The organism is Nocardia citri (assembly GCF_054065835.1).
The window spans coordinates 80,122-97,435 of sequence record NZ_JBSUQM010000003.1 but is presented as its reverse complement, the minus strand read 5'-3'; the positions used below and the strand labels follow the sequence as shown (position 1 = coordinate 97,435).

17 protein-coding genes are annotated in these 17,314 nt (G+C 66.2%); 3 read left to right on the top strand and 14 right to left on the bottom strand.

The window, feature by feature from the left end:
* Nucleotides 1–36: 36 nt before the first annotated feature.
* Nucleotides 37–282, top strand: coding sequence for a hypothetical protein (locus tag ACW2Q0_RS06365; RefSeq protein WP_457187129.1), 246 nt, complete (start codon nt 37–39; stop codon nt 280–282).
* A 19-nt stretch (nt 283–301) separates the two neighbouring features.
* Here the strand turns inward: ACW2Q0_RS06365 and ACW2Q0_RS06360 are convergent, their stop codons facing one another.
* The 3 genes from ACW2Q0_RS06360 to hisS are packed head-to-tail and all read right to left on the bottom strand — an operon-like array spanning nt 302 to nt 2,475.
* Entirely contained in the window at nt 302–505 is a 204-nt protein-coding gene (locus tag ACW2Q0_RS06360) for a hypothetical protein (protein ID WP_457187757.1), read from the bottom strand.
* Entirely contained in the window at nt 499–1,155 is a 657-nt protein-coding gene (locus ACW2Q0_RS06355) for a hypothetical protein (RefSeq protein ID WP_457187127.1), read from the bottom strand. Before ACW2Q0_RS06355 ends, ACW2Q0_RS06360 begins: the two co-directional genes overlap by 7 nt.
* A gap of 42 nt (nt 1,156–1,197) precedes the next feature.
* Entirely contained in the window at nt 1,198–2,475 is a 1,278-nt protein-coding gene (gene hisS / locus ACW2Q0_RS06350) for a histidine--tRNA ligase (RefSeq protein WP_457187125.1), read from the bottom strand.
* A gap of 194 nt (nt 2,476–2,669) precedes the next feature.
* On the opposite strand from hisS, the gene ACW2Q0_RS06345 reads away from it, so the two are divergent.
* Together ACW2Q0_RS06345 and ACW2Q0_RS06340 are read left to right on the top strand one after the other, a co-directional pair.
* A complete protein-coding gene (locus ACW2Q0_RS06345; RefSeq protein ID WP_457187123.1) occupies nt 2,670–3,485 on the top strand; it encodes a peptidylprolyl isomerase in 816 nt (271 codons plus the stop codon).
* A gap of 463 nt (nt 3,486–3,948) precedes the next feature.
* Nucleotides 3,949–4,503, top strand: a complete 555-nt coding sequence (locus ACW2Q0_RS06340; protein WP_457187121.1) for a hypothetical protein — start codon at nt 3,949–3,951, stop codon at nt 4,501–4,503.
* A 68-nt stretch (nt 4,504–4,571) separates the two neighbouring features.
* Here the strand turns inward: ACW2Q0_RS06340 and ACW2Q0_RS06335 are convergent, their stop codons facing one another.
* From ACW2Q0_RS06335 to ACW2Q0_RS06285, 11 genes are all read right to left on the bottom strand, one after another.
* A complete protein-coding gene (locus ACW2Q0_RS06335; RefSeq protein ID WP_457187119.1) occupies nt 4,572–4,955 on the bottom strand; it encodes a DUF4913 domain-containing protein in 384 nt (127 codons plus the stop codon).
* 73 nt (nt 4,956–5,028) lie between these two features.
* Entirely contained in the window at nt 5,029–6,852 is a 1,824-nt protein-coding gene (locus ACW2Q0_RS06330; RefSeq protein ID WP_457187117.1) for a type IV secretory system conjugative DNA transfer family protein, read from the bottom strand.
* Between the two features lie 48 nt (nt 6,853–6,900).
* Entirely contained in the window at nt 6,901–7,545 is a 645-nt protein-coding gene (locus ACW2Q0_RS06325) for a hypothetical protein (RefSeq protein WP_457187115.1), read from the bottom strand.
* Nucleotides 7,542–9,224: a peptidoglycan DD-metalloendopeptidase family protein gene (locus tag ACW2Q0_RS06320; protein ID WP_457187113.1), complete on the bottom strand. Its 1,683-nt coding sequence runs from the start codon at nt 9,222–9,224 to the stop codon at nt 7,542–7,544. Before ACW2Q0_RS06320 ends, ACW2Q0_RS06325 begins: the two co-directional genes overlap by 4 nt.
* Nucleotides 9,225–9,335: 111 nt before the next feature.
* A complete protein-coding gene (locus ACW2Q0_RS06315; RefSeq protein WP_457187111.1) occupies nt 9,336–9,644 on the bottom strand; it encodes a transposase in 309 nt (102 codons plus the stop codon).
* An 88-nt stretch (nt 9,645–9,732) separates the two neighbouring features.
* Nucleotides 9,733–12,036, bottom strand: a complete 2,304-nt coding sequence (locus ACW2Q0_RS06310) for a hypothetical protein (RefSeq protein WP_457187109.1) — start codon at nt 12,034–12,036, stop codon at nt 9,733–9,735.
* A 7-nt stretch (nt 12,037–12,043) separates the two neighbouring features.
* The gene (locus ACW2Q0_RS06305; protein WP_457187728.1) at nt 12,044–13,534 is read right to left on the bottom strand and encodes an SCO6880 family protein; all 1,491 of its coding nucleotides are present in this window, start codon (nt 13,532–13,534) and stop codon (nt 12,044–12,046) included.
* Between the two features lie 2 nt (nt 13,535–13,536).
* Nucleotides 13,537–15,018 (bottom strand): hypothetical protein, encoded by a 1,482-nt coding sequence (locus tag ACW2Q0_RS06300; protein WP_457187107.1) that lies wholly within the window; start codon nt 15,016–15,018, stop codon nt 13,537–13,539.
* Nucleotides 15,012–15,872: a hypothetical protein gene (locus ACW2Q0_RS06295; protein WP_457187105.1), complete on the bottom strand. Its 861-nt coding sequence runs from the start codon at nt 15,870–15,872 to the stop codon at nt 15,012–15,014. Before ACW2Q0_RS06295 ends, ACW2Q0_RS06300 begins: the two co-directional genes overlap by 7 nt.
* A complete protein-coding gene (locus tag ACW2Q0_RS06290) occupies nt 15,866–16,681 on the bottom strand; it encodes a hypothetical protein (protein WP_457187103.1) in 816 nt (271 codons plus the stop codon). Before ACW2Q0_RS06290 ends, ACW2Q0_RS06295 begins: the two co-directional genes overlap by 7 nt.
* Nucleotides 16,678–17,295, bottom strand: a complete 618-nt coding sequence (locus tag ACW2Q0_RS06285; protein WP_457187101.1) for a hypothetical protein — start codon at nt 17,293–17,295, stop codon at nt 16,678–16,680. Before ACW2Q0_RS06285 ends, ACW2Q0_RS06290 begins: the two co-directional genes overlap by 4 nt.
* Between the last annotated feature and the right edge of the window lie 19 nt (nt 17,296–17,314).

Here is a 17,314-nt window from a genome sequence, read left to right as displayed (position 1 = left end):
CGACGGCGGCGATCCCGCGGATCCCGCAGTCGTTCGATGGCTCCCGCCCGCGCCGTTTCCTCAGGTGCCGCCGCGCTGCTGTTCAGCCTGACCAGCCACCGCAAGCGAGCGCTTCTACCGCTGCCGACTTTCCCGCGGTACAAGCTCGGTGACGTCGCAATCGGCGCCACCCAGGGTATTCCGGGCGTGATGGTCGGCGCCAGCGCGCTCGCGCTCATTCATCTCGCCACCGCGGGTCGGTTGATGCTGCGCCGGAGTCGCGCCGCGACAGCCGCTACCTGAGCCGCGACTGCGGGATGCGTCAGATCCGCTTGGCGAATCCGAGGTCGACGACGGCGTCACGTTCCTGTTCGAGTTCGGCGACGCTGGCGTCGATACGGGCGCGGGAGAATTCGTCGATCTCCAGGGTCGCAAGCGGGGCGGAAGACTGGCGCGCCCGCCGCCGATATCGCCCGCGTCGCCATTTGGGGCAACCACTCCGCGACGCAATATCGCGTATCAGCACAACCCCGCGACTTCCTGATCGGTCAGGACGATCGGCGAAACGTAATCCTTCGCTCTCGCCAGTCGCACGGCGCGATACAGCGGTCGCTCCTCCAGGCCCGCGTCTCGTGCCTCGGCGCGCAGTTGCTGGACGAGCATGGCCGAAACCGCAACGGCCGCAGCGAGTTCACTCGCGGCCAGGGCATCGGCCAGTGTGCGAAGACCGAGGAGGTGGAGTTCGCGACCGCTGCCCGCGTCGGTGTACATCGCGAGCGGGACGACCTGGGAATCGGCACCCGTGGTCACCCGCAGCACGATACGGCTCAAACGGGCCGGAAAGACCAGGATTTCGACACCGTTAGCGGCGGCGATATCCACCTGACGCTCACCGATCACTCGCCGCGCGTGAATCGTGGTCCCGGCCAACCACATACGTCGTCGACGCAACGCGATGGCGTAGGCGAGGGTCGGTGCACCGACGACGAAACCGATCGCGATAGCGACCGACCACGGCACCAGCAGCGCTACGAGCAATGCCGCGCCGATGCCAACTCCTACCGCGGCGAGGGCGAGTCGCCGCAGCATGGGGGCATAGGTTTCGGGCGCTACGAGATCGAGTCCGACCGTCGGAACCGGTTGGGCTGCACCGGGATTCGTGGGTTCTACAGGCACGGCCGCCCATTCGTCGTGGTGCGGGTATACCCCGGCACCGTACTACTCACCCGAGCGCAACGCGGCGGCGACGGCGGCCACCGTCTCGTCCAATGGGATCTGGCGCTGTTCACCGGTGGCCATCTCCTTGAGGCCGATGGTGTTCTCGGCCAGATCACGGTCACCGAGGACCAGAGTGAATGCGGCACCGGACTTGTCCGCGGCCTTCAGCGACCCTTTGACGCCGCGACCGCCGTAGGCCAGGTCGACCCGGATACCCGCCGCCCGCAGCTGTGCCGCGAGGACGACCAACCGCTGCTTGGCCGCATCACCGAGCGATACGCCGTAGACCTCACACCGCGCCGGATCCCCTGCCGACTTGCCTTCGGCCTCCAACGCCAGCATGGTGCGGTCCACACCGAGACCGAATCCGATGCCGGACAACGGTTGTCCGCCCAGTTCGGCCATCAGCCCGTCGTAACGCCCGCCGCCGCCGATACCCGACTGCGCCCCGAGCCCGTCGTGCACGAATTCGAAGGTCGTCTTCGTGTAGTAGTCCAGGCCGCGCACCATCCGCGGATTCACCACATAGGGCACGCCCAGCGCGTCGAGGTACCCGAGCACCTGCTCGAAGTGCGTTTTCGCCGACTCCGACAGGTGATCTATCATCAGCGGCGCGTTCGCGGTCAGCTCGCGCACCTCGGGCCGCTTGTCGTCGAGCACCCGCAGCGGATTCAGCTGCGCCCGCCGCTTGGTCTCCTCATCCAGCGGCAGTCCGAACAGGAAATCCTGCAGCAGCTCCCGGTACTGCGGGCGGCAGGTCTCGTCACCGAGCGAGGTGATCTCCAGTCGGAAGCCATCGAGCCCGAGTCCGCGATATCCGGCGTCGGCGATCGCGATCACCTCGGCATCCAGTGCCGGATCATCGACACCGATCGCCTCGACGCCGACCTGCTGCAGCTGTCGGTACCGACCGGCCTGTGGACGCTCGTAGCGGAAGAACGGACCCGAGTACACCAGCTTCACCGGCAATTGCCCTCGGTCGAGCCCGTGTTCGATGACCGCGCGCATGACGCCCGCGGTGCCCTCCGGCCGCAGCGTGACACTGCGATCGCCGCGGTCGGCGAAGGTGTACATCTCCTTGGTCACCACATCGGTGGATTCACCGACGCCGCGCGCGAACAAAGCGGTGTCCTCGAAGATCGGCAGCTCCACATGCCCGTACCCGGCGAGTCGGGCGGCGCGGATCAAGCCGTCACGCACCGCGACGAACTCGGCCGAACCGGGTGGCACGTAATCCGGAACCCCCTTCGGGGCGGAGAAGCTGCTGGTCTTGGTCACGATGGTCCAGTTTCCACCACCACAGCCCGTCAAGTCCAACCGGTTTGCCGCCGCCGGCGGCTGACTGCGGGTCGCTCGAAAGGATCGGCGGGTTTGTACAGCGTCACGACCGGTCGAAACGGCCTGCTGAGCAGTCTCAGGAATAGATGGCACAATCCTGTGCCGTACGTAACGGATACGGGAGGAACGTGGTAGTGCCGAGCAACGAACAGCGACGGGCAGCAGCGAAACGCAAGCTGGAACGCCAGCTGGCCAACCGGGCCGACCGGGCGCGCAAGCGCAAGCGACTCATGATCGCCGGATCGGCGCTCGGCGTGGTGGTCGTGGCGGCAGCGGCCGTCGGCGTCTACTTCCTGACCAAAAGCGACGAAAAGCCCGCCGCCATCAGCTGCGACTACCGCGACAGTCAGAAGCCCGCCGATAAGCAGGTGAACAAGCCGCGCACCAGCGGCATCCAGAACACCGGCGACAATGCGAGCCTCAGCGTCAGCATGGAGACCACCCAGGGCCCCATCGGCCTGACCCTGGACAATGCCAAGGCGCCGTGCACCGTGAACAGCTTCGCCAGCCTCGCCGGTCAGGGCTACTTCGATAACACCACCTGCCACCGCATGACCGCGGACGAGGGCCTGAAGGTACTGCAGTGCGGTGACCCGACCGGCACCGGTACCGGCGGTCCCGGATATCAGTTCGACAACGAGTACCCGACCAACCGCTACAACCCCACCGACCCCGCGTTGCAGAAGCCCATGAATTACCAGCGCGGCACACTCGCCATGGCCAATGCGGGCCCGGATCCCAAGACCGGCGGCGGCACCAACGGCAGTCAGTTCTTCATCGTCTACGGCGATTCGCAACTGCCGCCGAACTACACCATCTTCGGCACCGTCGACCAGAACAGCATGGGCACGCTGGACAAGATCGCCGCGGGCGGTCAGGACAACTCCAACAGCCAGGGCGACGGCAAGCCCAATCTCCCGGTGACCATCCAATCGGTCCGCATCGACTGATGCCGACCCTTTCGAGCGACCTGCAAGCAGTTCCGCGAGCGACACGCCCGATCCGGATACTGGCTTCGTTCGGTCGCGCTGCGCACAATGGGCAGCGGGCCCGAAACCCATCCGTACACAACCCAGGGTAGGCGACCCTAATCATTCGGTAAGGTTGCGCTAAGACCGGAGATCCTCCGAAGCATTCCGCTGTCCGCCGGAATTGTGCGTTATATGCTGTTGAGCGGCACGCCCGCACGGTTGGTGCCGAGCTTTCTCGGGTAACCTCGAATAAAGGAGAACGCGCGGCGTAGCCATCCCAGACCGGACGCATCCCCGAACCGGGAATGTGACGCAGCGAGTTTTCTGGGTGTCCACGTTTGCAGGCGGGGCACCGGCGCGGCGGATTACAGTCCGGCGTGGCGGCGTCCGTGACGAAGCACCACAACATCCATAGTGATCACTGCAGCATCGGGGAGCAGCCATGTCCGAGGAACTGGACGACATCGGCCGGGAAACCGCGGCCATGATGAAGACTATGTTGCAGCTTGCGACCCTGGTCGCACTGCGGGCCCGGGAGCGTGGCCAGAAAGAAGCCGAAGCGCGCGTCAAGGTCACCGAGGCTCGTGTCAAGGAGGCGCGGGAACTTCAGATCCGTGAGGCCCGCGACGCCAAGGCGAAGGACCCACGCAATCTCGAGCTGGCCCGTATGGTCGAGAAATCGGTTCCGGCCAAGGGGATTTCACTGGAGAAGGATCGTTTCTCCGCACAGGCCGAGGCCAGCCGGATGGCCGCGACGGCCTCTACTCAGTCCAAACCGCTCATCCGCTACGACTCCCAGGAGCGTAGGCAGGCGATCGCGGCGCATCTCGCCCGGATCGGCATCGCACCGGAACTGGCGGCGGTGCGGATGCTCATCGAAGTAGGCCAGGGGCAACCGCCCGAGGAAGCGGTACGCCTTCGCGACGAAGCCGCTCGCGCGGCCGCCGCACGAGGTCGGGAACAGGATGCACGCGGCTTGGAACGCGTCCGACAGTAGCGCCATCCCGACAACGGAAACCGAATACGCCCGCTGAAATCAGCGGGCGTTTCGACGTTTTCGGCTCCTCAGACGCGGAAGTCGCCGATCGTCGGATCGCCGAAGAGCCCCTGAGCGGGGGACTTCAACGGCAGTGGGCTCAGCATGTCCTTGTGCCCGTTGCGGACACTGCAGTACTTGAACGGTCCTCGCGGATCGAAGAGTTTGGTCATATGCGGATCAGCGTGGTCGAGAAACCAGATGCTCAATCCGGTGCTCGGTTCGAGTCGGTAGTGTTCCCAGGCGCGCCAGAGCGCATCTAGTCGCGCTACCGCCTCGGCGTGCTTCCACCACTCCGGGCACCATACCGTTTCACTGATGTCGGTGACCTGACGCCGATACACCAGGCTGAGGTAGTTCTCGACGAACTCCACCACATTGGTGTAGATCATTGGCTGCTGCTGTTCAGTCACAGCTCCACCTCGCTAGCGCTCGGCTTCGCTGTGACTGGCCGTGCGGTGTCCATGGTTGCCTCGCTTCGCTCGGTCACAGTGGCCGAACCTCCTCGATTTGACCGTATTCGGGCGGCGGAGCCGCCTTGGTCAAGTTGGGCGAGCCGAACAGGTCGGCGATCTCGGTCTTACGCCCCGGAAGATGGTGCGAGATCGACTTCTTCACATCGTCAGCGTAGTCGCCCTCCCACCAGGGCACGGTGCGCACGAGCACCGGGGGCTGACCGGAGGTGAACACGATCGCGCGGCCCTGCGGCAGGGTTGCCAGCGCGTTCACGGTGAACGTCTTGGACGAGCTGAGTGAGCGCGAATAACTCTTGCCGCCTTTGGATTCCGAAACCGAAGACGAGATCGCGTCGTATTCGCCGATCGCCTCGGAGCGGTCGCGCAAGAAGTTCATATCATCGACGCCCGGACCGAGCACCTTGATATTGGCCGCCGACCACAGCGCGAGCATGCCGTCCTCACCCCAGCAGCGCGCGCCCTGCGCCCAGGACTGCAGCACCGTCATCACCACGATGCCGCGCGAGCCGAAGTGACTGTACTGCTTGGGCAAATCCTTCCAGCGCACCACATTCGCCGCCTCGTCCAGAACCGCGAGCATCGGGATCGGCAGCCGTCCGCCGGGTGAATGCGTGGCCTTGCGCATGGCCACATCGACCACGGCCTCGGTGAGCGCACTGACCAGCGGCGCCGCCGAACCGCGACCCTCTAGCGAGAGACTGTAGAGAGTGCCGTTGTTCTCGATGAATTCGAGTTCGTCGAATTGCATACGGTTGTCGCCCGGCAGGATCCACGGGTGCACATTGGACAGCTGCAGGCAGCGGATCATTTTCTTGGCGGTGCCGAAAATGCCGCTCTTGGTGCGCGGATCGGCGTTGTACTGCATCGCGAGACCCGAGGCGGTGTAGTGCTTGCTCGCATTGCGCAGCAGCTCGATCGGCTCGGAGTCGTTGGGGTTGGTCACCCAGTCCCAGACCTGGACGATCGGGCGACCACCGAGCGCCGCGGCCAGGAACAGCCCGGCGAGCAGGTCCTCGGCTTCGGGATCGAAGAACAGATCGCTCTTGGCATCGGAACCGTTGTCGGCGTCGGCGAAATGTCCGGCCAGCCGCGCGGCCCGCATCTCCGCACCGTCATGGTAGGCGTCCACCCACGCCAGTGGATCCCAGAACCAGGTGGGCTCCTCCCCCGCGACACCCTGCGGATCGAAGACGAAGGTGCGACTTCCCTTGGCCTCTCGCACATCTCGGGTCGCGTCGACCACATCGCGCTTGTTCGAGGTGGACAGCACCGGACCGATCGCGGTCAGGATGGCCGGGATCACCCGGGAGGTCGATTTGCCCTGTCGTGGACCCCAGATGTCCAGATGCAGATCCTCATAGGAGCCGTAGAGCATCACCCTGTCGGCGATGCCGATGCCGATCGGCACGCCCGGACTGTCGTTGTAGCCGAGCCGCACACCGAGCATATCGGCTTTCGCCCGGACCCCACTCTCGGTGAGTGACTTGATGGCGCCGCCCGTGCCCATCACATCGGCCTTGTCGTCCACGGCGAGCCGCCCGACCGACCGGCGTGCGGCGATTCGGCTGCGCACCAGCAGATAGGCGACGATCGCCGCGATCACGAGCAGCACGATCACCGTGGAAGCGCGCGGCCAGTGCAATTTTCCGCGGGCCAGATCGGCGACGATCGCGATCGGATTGATCGGAATGTCCTGCGGGGTGACAGCCATCGCGTTGCCGAGATGCAAGGCGATCCACAGGGTTCCGAGCGTCGCGAAACCGGCGTAGATCATGTAGAGGGTGATGTCGGGTCCGACCACGGCCGGATCCCGCACCTTCTTCTTTTTCGCCATGTCTGCCTCCTGTTAGGACCTAGCTATGTGGTTGTCACTGGTGCGGGTTCAGCGGAAGGCGTCGAGCCGCCAACCTTCCGAGGTGCGCACCACGGTCGCGATGACCGTCGCGGGCGGCAGGGATTCCCTGCGCCCGTTCGGGTAGACGACCGTTTGCTCGATCCCGATCTTGAACTGTTGGACGTTCGGATCGGCACTCGCGGGCGGGCGCTCCCCCGACGCGAAGGCAAAGGCCTCGATATGTGCCTGTGCCTTGGCCCAGTCCGCCCACTGCAACGTCGCCTTCGGTGTCTCGATCCCGGTCGGCGTATTGTCCAGCATGCGGATCAGGCTGGGGCCCAACCATTTTCGCGCACGCGATAACGATGCGCCCTGGGCCTCGGTGGCGGGCTGCCAGGAGTAGATCTCCTTCAGCGCGGCCACCGCGACGCCCTCGGGCGTGACCGGATCGGGGGCGGGAACCCCCTCCAGCAATCGGGTCGTGGACGTGGGCGGCTGCGGCGCACCAGAACCCGACTCCCGACCCGATTCGGCGCACCCCGGACCCAACATCGCGACGCTCACCACCAGCATCACCACCAGTTTCGCGCGTGCATTGTTATTCAAGGCTAGCCGCCGGTGCCGACACTTGTGTGGTCCAATCGCCGCACGTGCTTCGGCGTGTACGCCCGCCGCGGTATCGGTTGTCGTCACAGCACCCTCCTGCCGCGACCGTCACCGGGCACCGCGACCTCGGTCACGCCACTGGAATGCCCGTATGCGGCGGGCACGGATTGGATCATTCGGCTGTTTCCGGAATAGATCCCGACCTCGGCGGGGCCACGCGGGCCGAATGAGCTGAACACCAGATCACCGGGCTGCAACTTGCCGAGCGGGACTTCGACGCCGGCTTCCCACTGCTGTTCGGCGGTCCGCGGCAGTGTCACGGCCCCCGACGACGCCGCGAACACCGCAGCCGAAGTCAGGCCGGGACCGTCCATACCGCCGCCGCTCGGACCCTGCGGACCCCCGCCACCCCAGACATACGGGGTGCCCAGCCACTGCTGCGCCGCCTGGACGACCTGAACGCCGCCCGCACCCTGCTGCGGGGTGAACCGGCCGCTGGAACCCTGCGCCCGGTATTGCGGTTCCATCGCAAGGATATTCGCGACGTACGGCCGCGTTTCCGCATAGTGCGCGGCTACCTGGTTCGGCATACCGCCGGAGGCCAGTACCGCACCCTCACCGGCGTTGTAGGCGGCCAGGGTCAGTGCGACGACATCGCCCTGCACCCGGCCCTCGGACTCCCACGCCATGATCTTGTGCGCGAGCGCGCACATATATCGGCCCTGACCGATAATCGCGTCGCCGTCGTCCCATACACTCGCGACGCCATTGCCGTCGGCATCGATCACATAGGGCTTGCCATCGTCGGGGTCGATACTGGCCGCCGTGCCGGGCAGGAACTGGGCCAGACCCTGGGCGCCCGCGGGGGATGCGGCGCCGCGCCGGAATCCGGACTCCTGTCTGCCTTGTGCGGCCAGCAGCGACGGGGTGATCTGCGGGCAGATGGAACCCGCACGGCGATACCAGATTTCGAGCTCCTGCGGCACCTTGCCCGCAGCCAGCGCACCACCCGCGGTGCCGAAACCGCGATTACAGCGCGGATCCGACGAGAAGGCCTGCGCACCACCGACATCCGGAGTCGGTGCGCCGTCGAGCCAGGGCAGCGGGTCGATCTGCCGACCGCCGGTGAAGCGTCCACCCGGCACGATCTCGAAATGCAGATGCGGGCCGCTGGATTCGCCCGCCGAGCCGACCTGCGCGATGGGCTGCCCCGCGACGACGGTATCGCCGACGCGCACATGCAGGCCGCTGTCCCACATATGGCCGTACACGGCGGAATAGGCGCGGCCGTTGGTATCGACAGAATCGACGACGATCCAGTTGCCGAAACCCGAAGCGGGACCGGCCGCTACGACCCGTCCATCGGAGACCGAGTAGATGGTGGTGCCATCGGTCGCGGCGAGGTCGACGCCCTTGTGGGTGCCACCGCGGGCGCCGAATACGTCCGACACGGTGAAGGTTCCCGCCGCCAGCGGCAGCGTCCGGCGGATCGGGCCGACGCCAGCGGCCAGTGACGGCGCACCGGTGGCGGTCGAATGCGCCTGGGTGGCAGTCGGATTGCCGGAAGTACGAGCCGGGGTCGGCGTACCAGCCACCCGGGAATCACCCGGCGCAAAGCCACCGAGCGGCGCAAGCACACTCGACGATACGAGCACCGAGGTGCCCTCACAGCCGTCGTCCACAGCGGGCATCACAATGACGACCACCAAGGTCATCAACCCCAGTACGCTCGCCAGCGCCAAGTACAGGACGGACCGGCCGGTCACCGCATCCCCGGCAGCACCGAACGACCGCTGGCCGAACCCACGAGGTTCATGACTCCGCCTCGCTGGTGCTCGGCTCGGTCGTGCCCTCCGTACTCGCTCGCCGACGCTCGCTCATCTGTGCCGCCGAGACTCGTTGAGGGTGTCGGCCAGCGTGCGGTTCATTTCCGCGGCGGCAGCCAATTGTTGTTGTAGCAGTGCGACTTTGCGACGCAGCGCCGTCGCATCCAGGCGCTCCAGACTCGGTCCCTCGGCGGCGCGTACCCAGTTCCGCACGGAGTTGGTATGCACGCCGATCTGCTCGGCGACGACCCGGCACGCCTCCGATTCGCTGCGCAGTTTGCCGGTCAGTGCGATGACTTGCTCGACCGCGGCCTTGCGCACTTCCGGTGACACTCTCCGATAGGACCGGTGCGGCATCATGCACCCCACCTCCCGCAGCCATCCGCCGGTCTCGATAGCTGTGTTGTCTCGAGCGACCTGCAAGCAGTCGCCAGCGGCGCGCGCCCCCTCATGCGGCACTCCCGCTGGGAGAATCGCCACCACGCGACGTCGACTCGGTGAACTCGGAGAAGCGCTGGTTGGTTTCGTGGATCCCACTCTCCTTCTCGGACAAGGTGAATTCCATATGGAACGGAATGCCGGGACGGCGATCCTCACCGATCTTCAGCAGGAATTTGCCGGTCCCCGGCGGCGATGGACGAAGCTGACCAGGTTTGAGCGCCTCGCCCGTCAGAGCTTGCGGTGCGGACCATCCGGTCACCATCTCCTCCTCGGCGGATGTGAACGGAACCACGCTGTCCAGGCGCTTGATCTCCTCGCCGGGCAGCGCACCGAATATCTTGGCGCGCGCGCGTTCGAGAAAGCCGAGCGCCTTCGCGATGGCGGCTTCGGATCCCAGCGCTTGCAGGTCCTTGATGGTGTGGCTGATCATGATCAGCGCGGTGGCGATAGTGCGCTGCAGACGGGTCAGCTCATCGACCCGGTCGACCATGAAGTCGCCGAGGCCGAGCACCTGCCACAGTTCGTCCATCACCACCTGGAAATAGCGCTGCTGGCCCAGTTTCGCATCGGCGAGCACATGCGCGGCCTCGACCGACGCGAAACCGTCGGCCCAGCAGGCCAGCATCACGGCGGCCTTGAGCTTCTTGTCGCCGGTGGGGATATGGGATACGTCGATGCAGACCGCGACCGCGCTGGTATCGATCGGAACGCTGGTCTGCCCGTTGAAGATCGCGCCGAACGGGCCCTGGGTCAAGGCGCGCAGCGAGCGGCGCAGCCCCTTGATGGCCACTTGGTATTCGTTGGGATCGTCGGCACCGGCGTCGAGCTGCAATTCGTCACCGCCGGCGACGATCACCTCGAGCAGGTTCTCCATGATGGGCGGTTGGTCGGGCGTGTAGCCGCTACCCGGCCGGTAGAGGATGCGCAGCGCGGTGGCGATCAGCGTCTCCTCGTAGTCGCGCACCCGCGCGCCGCGTACGAGTTCGACCAGACCGGCGATGAGCGTGACCTGGCGGGCGCGCAGATCCTGCAATACTTGAAGTTGCAGCGCGGGAAATTCGTCCAACATCGGCACGACCGAACCGAGGACACCGGCGGCGAGCGGGTTGAGTTTGCCGTGACCGTAACCGAGGTCGATCACCTGGCCACCGACCAGTTCGACCAACTTGCGGTAATCCGGTTTCACGTCGGCCAGGATCAGCGGCGTGATGCCCTGCGCGATTCCGCCGAGCACGATCCGGCGCACCAGCGAGGACTTACCGAAACCATTGAGCCCCAGGACGAAAAGACTCGGCGCGGTAATGAAGCTGCCACGTAGGAACCAGTTCATCGGGTCGAAGCAGACGGGGGCGCCGGTATGCAGATGCGAACCGAGCGGAGTGCCGATCAACGGCGCGCCAGCACCGACCGACCACGGCCACAGACCGGCCACCTGGGCGGTGGTGGCCCGGTATTCGACCGGGCGGCCGACGACATTCATCCGGCCGCCACCGGGACCCATATAGCCGCGATCGGTGAGTTGTGCTGTGCTGCGGTCGAATCCGTCCTCGAAGACCTGTTCGGCGCGGGCCGCGTAGTTGCGGCGGCGGATATCGTCGGTGCGGATCCGGAAGGTCGCGAAGGCCGCCCGCAGGCCGGTGCCCTCCCGGCTGATCTGTTCGAGTCTGGCCCTGGTCGCATCGTCGAGCAGCGGCGGACCGGACTGCTTGCGCTTGTCCGACCTGGCCTTGGCGCGACGGGCGGCCTTATCCATCTGCGGGGTGCCCATGGCGCGGTCGGCGGTGTAGTCGATCTTGGCCGCGCGCTGTGCCGCACGACTCGTCCGCGAGCCGTCGCGTTCCGGTCGTGCCACGCGTTTCCCTCGTACCGATCGTTGCGGTGCGCCCTCAGGCGGTCGTGCGGTCCTGGCCCTGTCTGGACGTCCACGCTCGGCCGAAGTCCGTTCACCGCGGCCGTTTTCGGCCCTGGCGCGGCCACGATCCGGATGCGGCCGATCGGCACGGCCGCCGTCCCCGGCTGCGGCGCCGGGGCGCGCCCGTCGCTCGGCCGCATCGCGCGACGGTCGCCGCTCCCGGTCGGACGTGTCGCCGATTCCGGTCCGCTCGCCGCCGCTCACCCGCGCCGAACCCCGCCCGGACCGTCGATCCCGGTCGGGCATCTCCTCGATGCCCGAGCGCTCGACCCGGCCCCCGGTGGACCGATGAGCGCGTTCGTCCGCAGGCTGCTCCCATGCCGCGTCTTCGGGCCGCCGCTTGCGGCGCACCGGCGCCTCGTCCCGCTCGCGCACGGGTGGCTCGTACTCACGTGCCATGTATTGCTCACCCCGCCAAGGCTTTCGGAATTGTCGCGTGTTCGGGCAGGATCACCCCGCAACCGAGCGAGGCCGCGAAGGCCGCCGCCTGGTACCGGTAGCACCGCCGGATCTTCAACCGCGCCTGCGTGGACAGGTCACGGGTAATGGCTTCGATGCGCGGCAGGTCACCGCGCAGAGGCTCGGTGATGGTCACCAGCGCCCCGAAGCGGGTCACACCGTGACCCCGAGCTTGTTCCTCACGGGCCTGCTGGGTAGCGCCCACCCGCAGGGTCGCAGCCGCCGAGACGACACCGCGTTCGCTCTGCTGGGCCACCAACGCGTTCTTGAAATCGTCGTCGACGATTTCGGCGGCGTCGGCGGCCGAATGCGGACGGTACACGATGGCGATGCGCTTGCGCGGCACTTCGGGATTCGGCGCGAGCAGCCGCTGCAGCACCCGCTCGTCCACCGCCCCCTCGGGTGCGGCATCCATCTCCCAGGTGACCGAGCGGCCACCGTCGTGCACCAGATGATCCCACTTCTCGTCGTGCGAAACCGGTCCGGCATCGGCCCAATCCAGCCCGTGCCCTTCGGGTTCACCGGCGGCCACCTCGAGATCGGCCTGCGAGGCAGGGTCATAGCTGCGCCGGATGAACGAGATGACCTCATCGGCCGACATCGGCTGGGCACGCACGCCCGCCTCGGCCAGCGCGGCACAGATGCCGGGGAGCCTGCGCCCGATCTCGACAGCCTCCTCGGCCGGATTCTTGCGACGTTCCGCGGTGGTCGCCTTGAAGGTGATCGCGACGCGCGGCAGCAGCTGCACGCGTTCCTGTGGCAGCTCGGTGGCGAGTTCGTACATCACCTGCTGGGCCAGCTCCGGCGCCTCCGGGCGGGTGATGGTGGAGACCTCGGTGAGCAGCCGGTTACCGGTCTCGGGCACGGTATCGATCACCGGGACCACGGCGACGATGTCACTGGTCTGGCCGACTGATGCGAGGAAGGTGCCCCAAGCCGAAACCCAGCGATCGATGACCGGCTGGTCCACGGCCTCGTGGCCCTGTGGCCACGCCCGCAAAACCACTGTGTACTGTGCGAATTGCGGTAAGTGGATCATGCCGAAGCTGTAGCCGCCCGCATCGATGCCCTCGTAGAGCTTCGAGGGCGCGAGCAGACCGGGTAGGCGCGTGACACCACCTGGAATCCGCGAGAACCGGCCACCGCGATACACATGCTCACCGCGGTTGCGGGAGCGCATCCAGTTGAACATCATCAATCCGTTCTCGTATCCGGAGCGGCCCCCCGTCCGCCACACCAGTGGAACCATCACGACAACGCCGGTGCCACCCACGATCAGGCCCCATTTGAAACCGCCGACCATGGCGCAGATCAAGGCCGTGATCACGACGACGAAGCCGATGACGGTCTCTTCCCAGCGCAGACCGAAAAGGCCTGCGCTGCGCGGCTTCTGCCACAGACCGTACGCGCGGCGCTCGTACGTATCGCTCGTCGTCATCGTCATCGCGGAATGGTGCTCCTCCCGAGGTCGGGCGAACGGTTCGCCCAGCGGTCGCCCGCCACATCGCCCATGGCTTCATCGGCTCGGCTCAGCGGCGCGGTCGCCGCGCGGGCCACGCCGATCGCACCCGCCGCCCTGGACGCACCGGACGGTACTCCGGACCCGCCCTGTGGGACGGAGGCGCGCGCAGGTGCGCCCGCCGGTGCTCCGCCGCCACCGCCACCGCGTGGCGGGGCCGGGCGCGGTGCGCCGCCGCCACCGCGCGGACCGCCCGCACCGCCGGGCGGGCGCGGACCGGTGGAGGTGCCGCCGACGTAACCCGCCGAACCCGGCGCGGCGCCCCTGACCGAGACGGCCTTGGTGCCCATCGCGCCCAAAGCGCCCACCGCGAGCAAGGTTCCACCGGTCGCGGTGAGACCGGAACCACCGCTACCCACAATCGCGACCGCGGGCGTGACCAGCCGCATCAGCGCGGGCAGCACGAACGCGACACTGCACAGCAGCACGACGGCGACCAGCATCCGTTGCGCCTGTTCACCTTCGGGCAGTCCACCCGTATCGGTGACCGAATCCACATGGCCCGCAGTGGTGAACGCAATCATGTAGACGATGGCGGCCACCGGCTTCCAGAGCATGAACGCGATGATCCAGCCGATCAGCTTCTGATACGACTGCTTGCCGATATTCATTCCGGACGCGGCCGCCGCCAACGGCAGCACACCGGCCGCGATGATCAGCAGTCCCTGACGCACGATGGCGAGCACGATCTGCGCCAGCGCGCCGAGCAGTCCGACAATTGCGATGATCAGGACCAGCCCCGGCGAAAATGCCTGCAGCTTACTGGTTTTCACCATCAGCTCGGCCAGGTCCTTGGCATTGCCATTGGTCGAGTCGTTGATGATCCACTCGGAGAATCGATCCGAGGCCTGGGTGCCCGCGACGATGACCGCGCCGAGCATCCAGGAGCTGAAAACCACCCGCGTGAACATGCGGAACGATTCGGCCGCCTCGTTCATGGCGGCGCCGCGTCTGGCCTCGGCCAATCTGGCGCCGGACAGTATCACCGACGCTATGAGCAGCAATATCTGCGCCTGATAGGTGTAATCGTTGATCTTGACGAACAACGAACCCGAATCGCTGGCCACCTCGTTGGGGATCTTCATCCAGAACGTCAGCGCGAGGATGATGGCCTCGCCGAGACCGTTCATCAGCGAATCGACAACCTTGCCGAAGGTCGAATCCCAGGCCTTGTCCTTGACCGCGTTCGCGGCGCTGCCCGGGTGCGAGGCGACATTGCCCGCCTTGCACGCGGCCGACGCGGCATCACCGAGGGAGAAGCCGGGCAGACCAACGTTGTCGAGCGTGTCGTGCAATTCGTTGCACGTATCGTCGAATCCGTAGGTCTGACCGTACGCCACCGTCGGTGTCGCGATCATGACAGTGAAGATGACCGCGAGAATCGTGACAACTCGCCTCACCATTTCGTCCACCCATCGATCGAGTCGATCGTCTCGAGTGGCTGCGCATCACTCGTGGACGACTTGAGTTTCCAACCACCATCACGCCAGAGCACATTCAGTCTCATGGCGACCCAACTGCGCCCGCCGTGCAGGAAGTCACGGGTTTTACGGGCGATACGTACGACAGCGAAATCGTCACCATAGCTTTCGATTCGGAATGCGTCGGAGGCGAACAACAACGGTTTGATGTTGTCGGGTAGCGCATCGGGGATCTTGCCGTCGGCGATCTTCCGATCGCGGTCGACTTGCTCCTGCGCGGAGAGGATCACCAACTGCTGCCACAGGGCCCGATCGGTCGGCCGCGCGACAGTGCGCCAATAGATCTGCTCGGCCGCGAGTGCCGCGCCCTGGGGAGTCTGGGCGAATCCGAGTGGAATATCGCTCTCGATCCGGATAGGACCGTCCGTGGTCGAGAACGGGATCACCGGACCGCCGTACACCCGCTGCCAACCGCCCTGCTGGTCCGTGCCGCCGGGAGCGCCCGACTGCCAATCGGCATCGGCAGGTTTACGTGGCGTAATCGACTCCGAAATCGGTTGTCCGGCCGCGTTGTTCGGAATATCGACCCGATGACCGAAGGAATCCACATCGGAGCCACTGAATCCGGCCGCTCCCGGGGTCGGCGAGCCACTGACCGGCATACTGTCCGATCTCGTTCCAGTCTTCGACACCTGGTCGCCCCCGGCTGCATTGTCGCGCATCGCGACAACGGTTAAGGCCACCGCGACAACCACCGCGAGCACCGCGCCGATACCTAGCATGACGATCGGCGATCGGCGGTGTGCCGGACCGGATCCGGGGTCGATAGTCACCATTTGGTCCACCCGTTCAGCGATTCGACATATTCGGTCTGCGGGTTGTTGGAAGTGGCCGGTTTGAGCCGCCAGTCCCCCGCATCCCAGATCATCACCAATCGCAGGGCAGCCCACAACTGCTTGCCATCGACCACGGGGCCTCGGGTGGCCAACTGGATGATCGCCAGATCATCCGCATAGTTCTCGACCTTGAACGCATCCGAGGCCACGAAATACTTGGTCACCTTCTCTGGCTGCTGTCGCGGGAGTTTGTCCTGGGACAGGGCCTTGTCGTAGGCGGCGATCTGTTGGGCCGAGACGCGGACCTGACGGACGTAGAGATCGCGGTCGGCGGGGCGGGCGTTGAGGCGGTAAGTAATCTGGGCCGCCGCGAGTACCGCGCCCTGCGGGGTGTGCGAATATCCGACGGCCAGACCGTCTTCGATGTGGGTCGGTCCGTCGGAGGTGGAGAACGGGACCGAGGCGCCGTAGACCCGCTGCCAGCCGTGCGGTGCGGTGGTGCCCTCGGGGGCCGCGGTCAGCCAATCCGCGTCCGACGTCCTGCGCTGCCGCGTCGGATCCTGCGGAAGTGGTTGTCCGGCAGGGTTGTTCGGAATATCGACACGCCTGCCGAGAATATCCACCTCGGGGGTCGCGAAGCCCTCACCACCGGAATTCGCTGCGGCGGCGGCCTTGTCGCCAGTCGAACCCGAGTCGTCGCGGCTGACGTAGACGAAGATGCCGACGACCACGATGAGTATCAGCAGGGCAGCGGACGCGATGACACCGAAGGAGACGCGATCGCGCGCGTACGACTCCTTCTCGCTCACTTCGGTGCCTCCAATTTCACTATGTCCGTGGGTAATTCATCGACCGCCTCGATGGGCCGAGCGGTCGAGTCGGGATCGGGCAGTCGTAATCTCCAGTCGTTGCCGAACCATTCGACAGTGGTGTGGTTCACCGCCTTCGAGTCGTCCGAATATTCGGTATAGACATCGACCGCGGAGGTCGCATCGGTGTAGCCGGTGATCTTGTACCCGAGCACTCTCGGCGCGTATTCCGGCGCGGCCGGACCGATGATCGAGAGCTGCACCCGGTTGACCGCCCACTCGTCTCTGGCCTTGTTCGGCACCACCTCTTGGCGCACGATATCCGCCCATTGACTGTCGGCGGCCACCGACAAGCGCACCGTGTGCACGACCGCCGCCAGGGCCGCACCGATCGGTGAATGCTCGAAACCCGTTGCGGCGCCGTCGGATATCCGCTTCGGCCCCTGGCCGGCGGCCGGGAGTGCCACGCCCTGGAACGGCTGCCACCGCAGATGCGTCGGCGCGGCCGTCAGGTTCGGGCCGGAGTCACCGTGACCGCCGCAGCCGACTGCAGCCAGCAACAGGGCAGCACCGAACGCACCGGCCGCGGGTTTACCGATGCTGCGCCGCCACACGCCGGGCTGGTCCCACGGC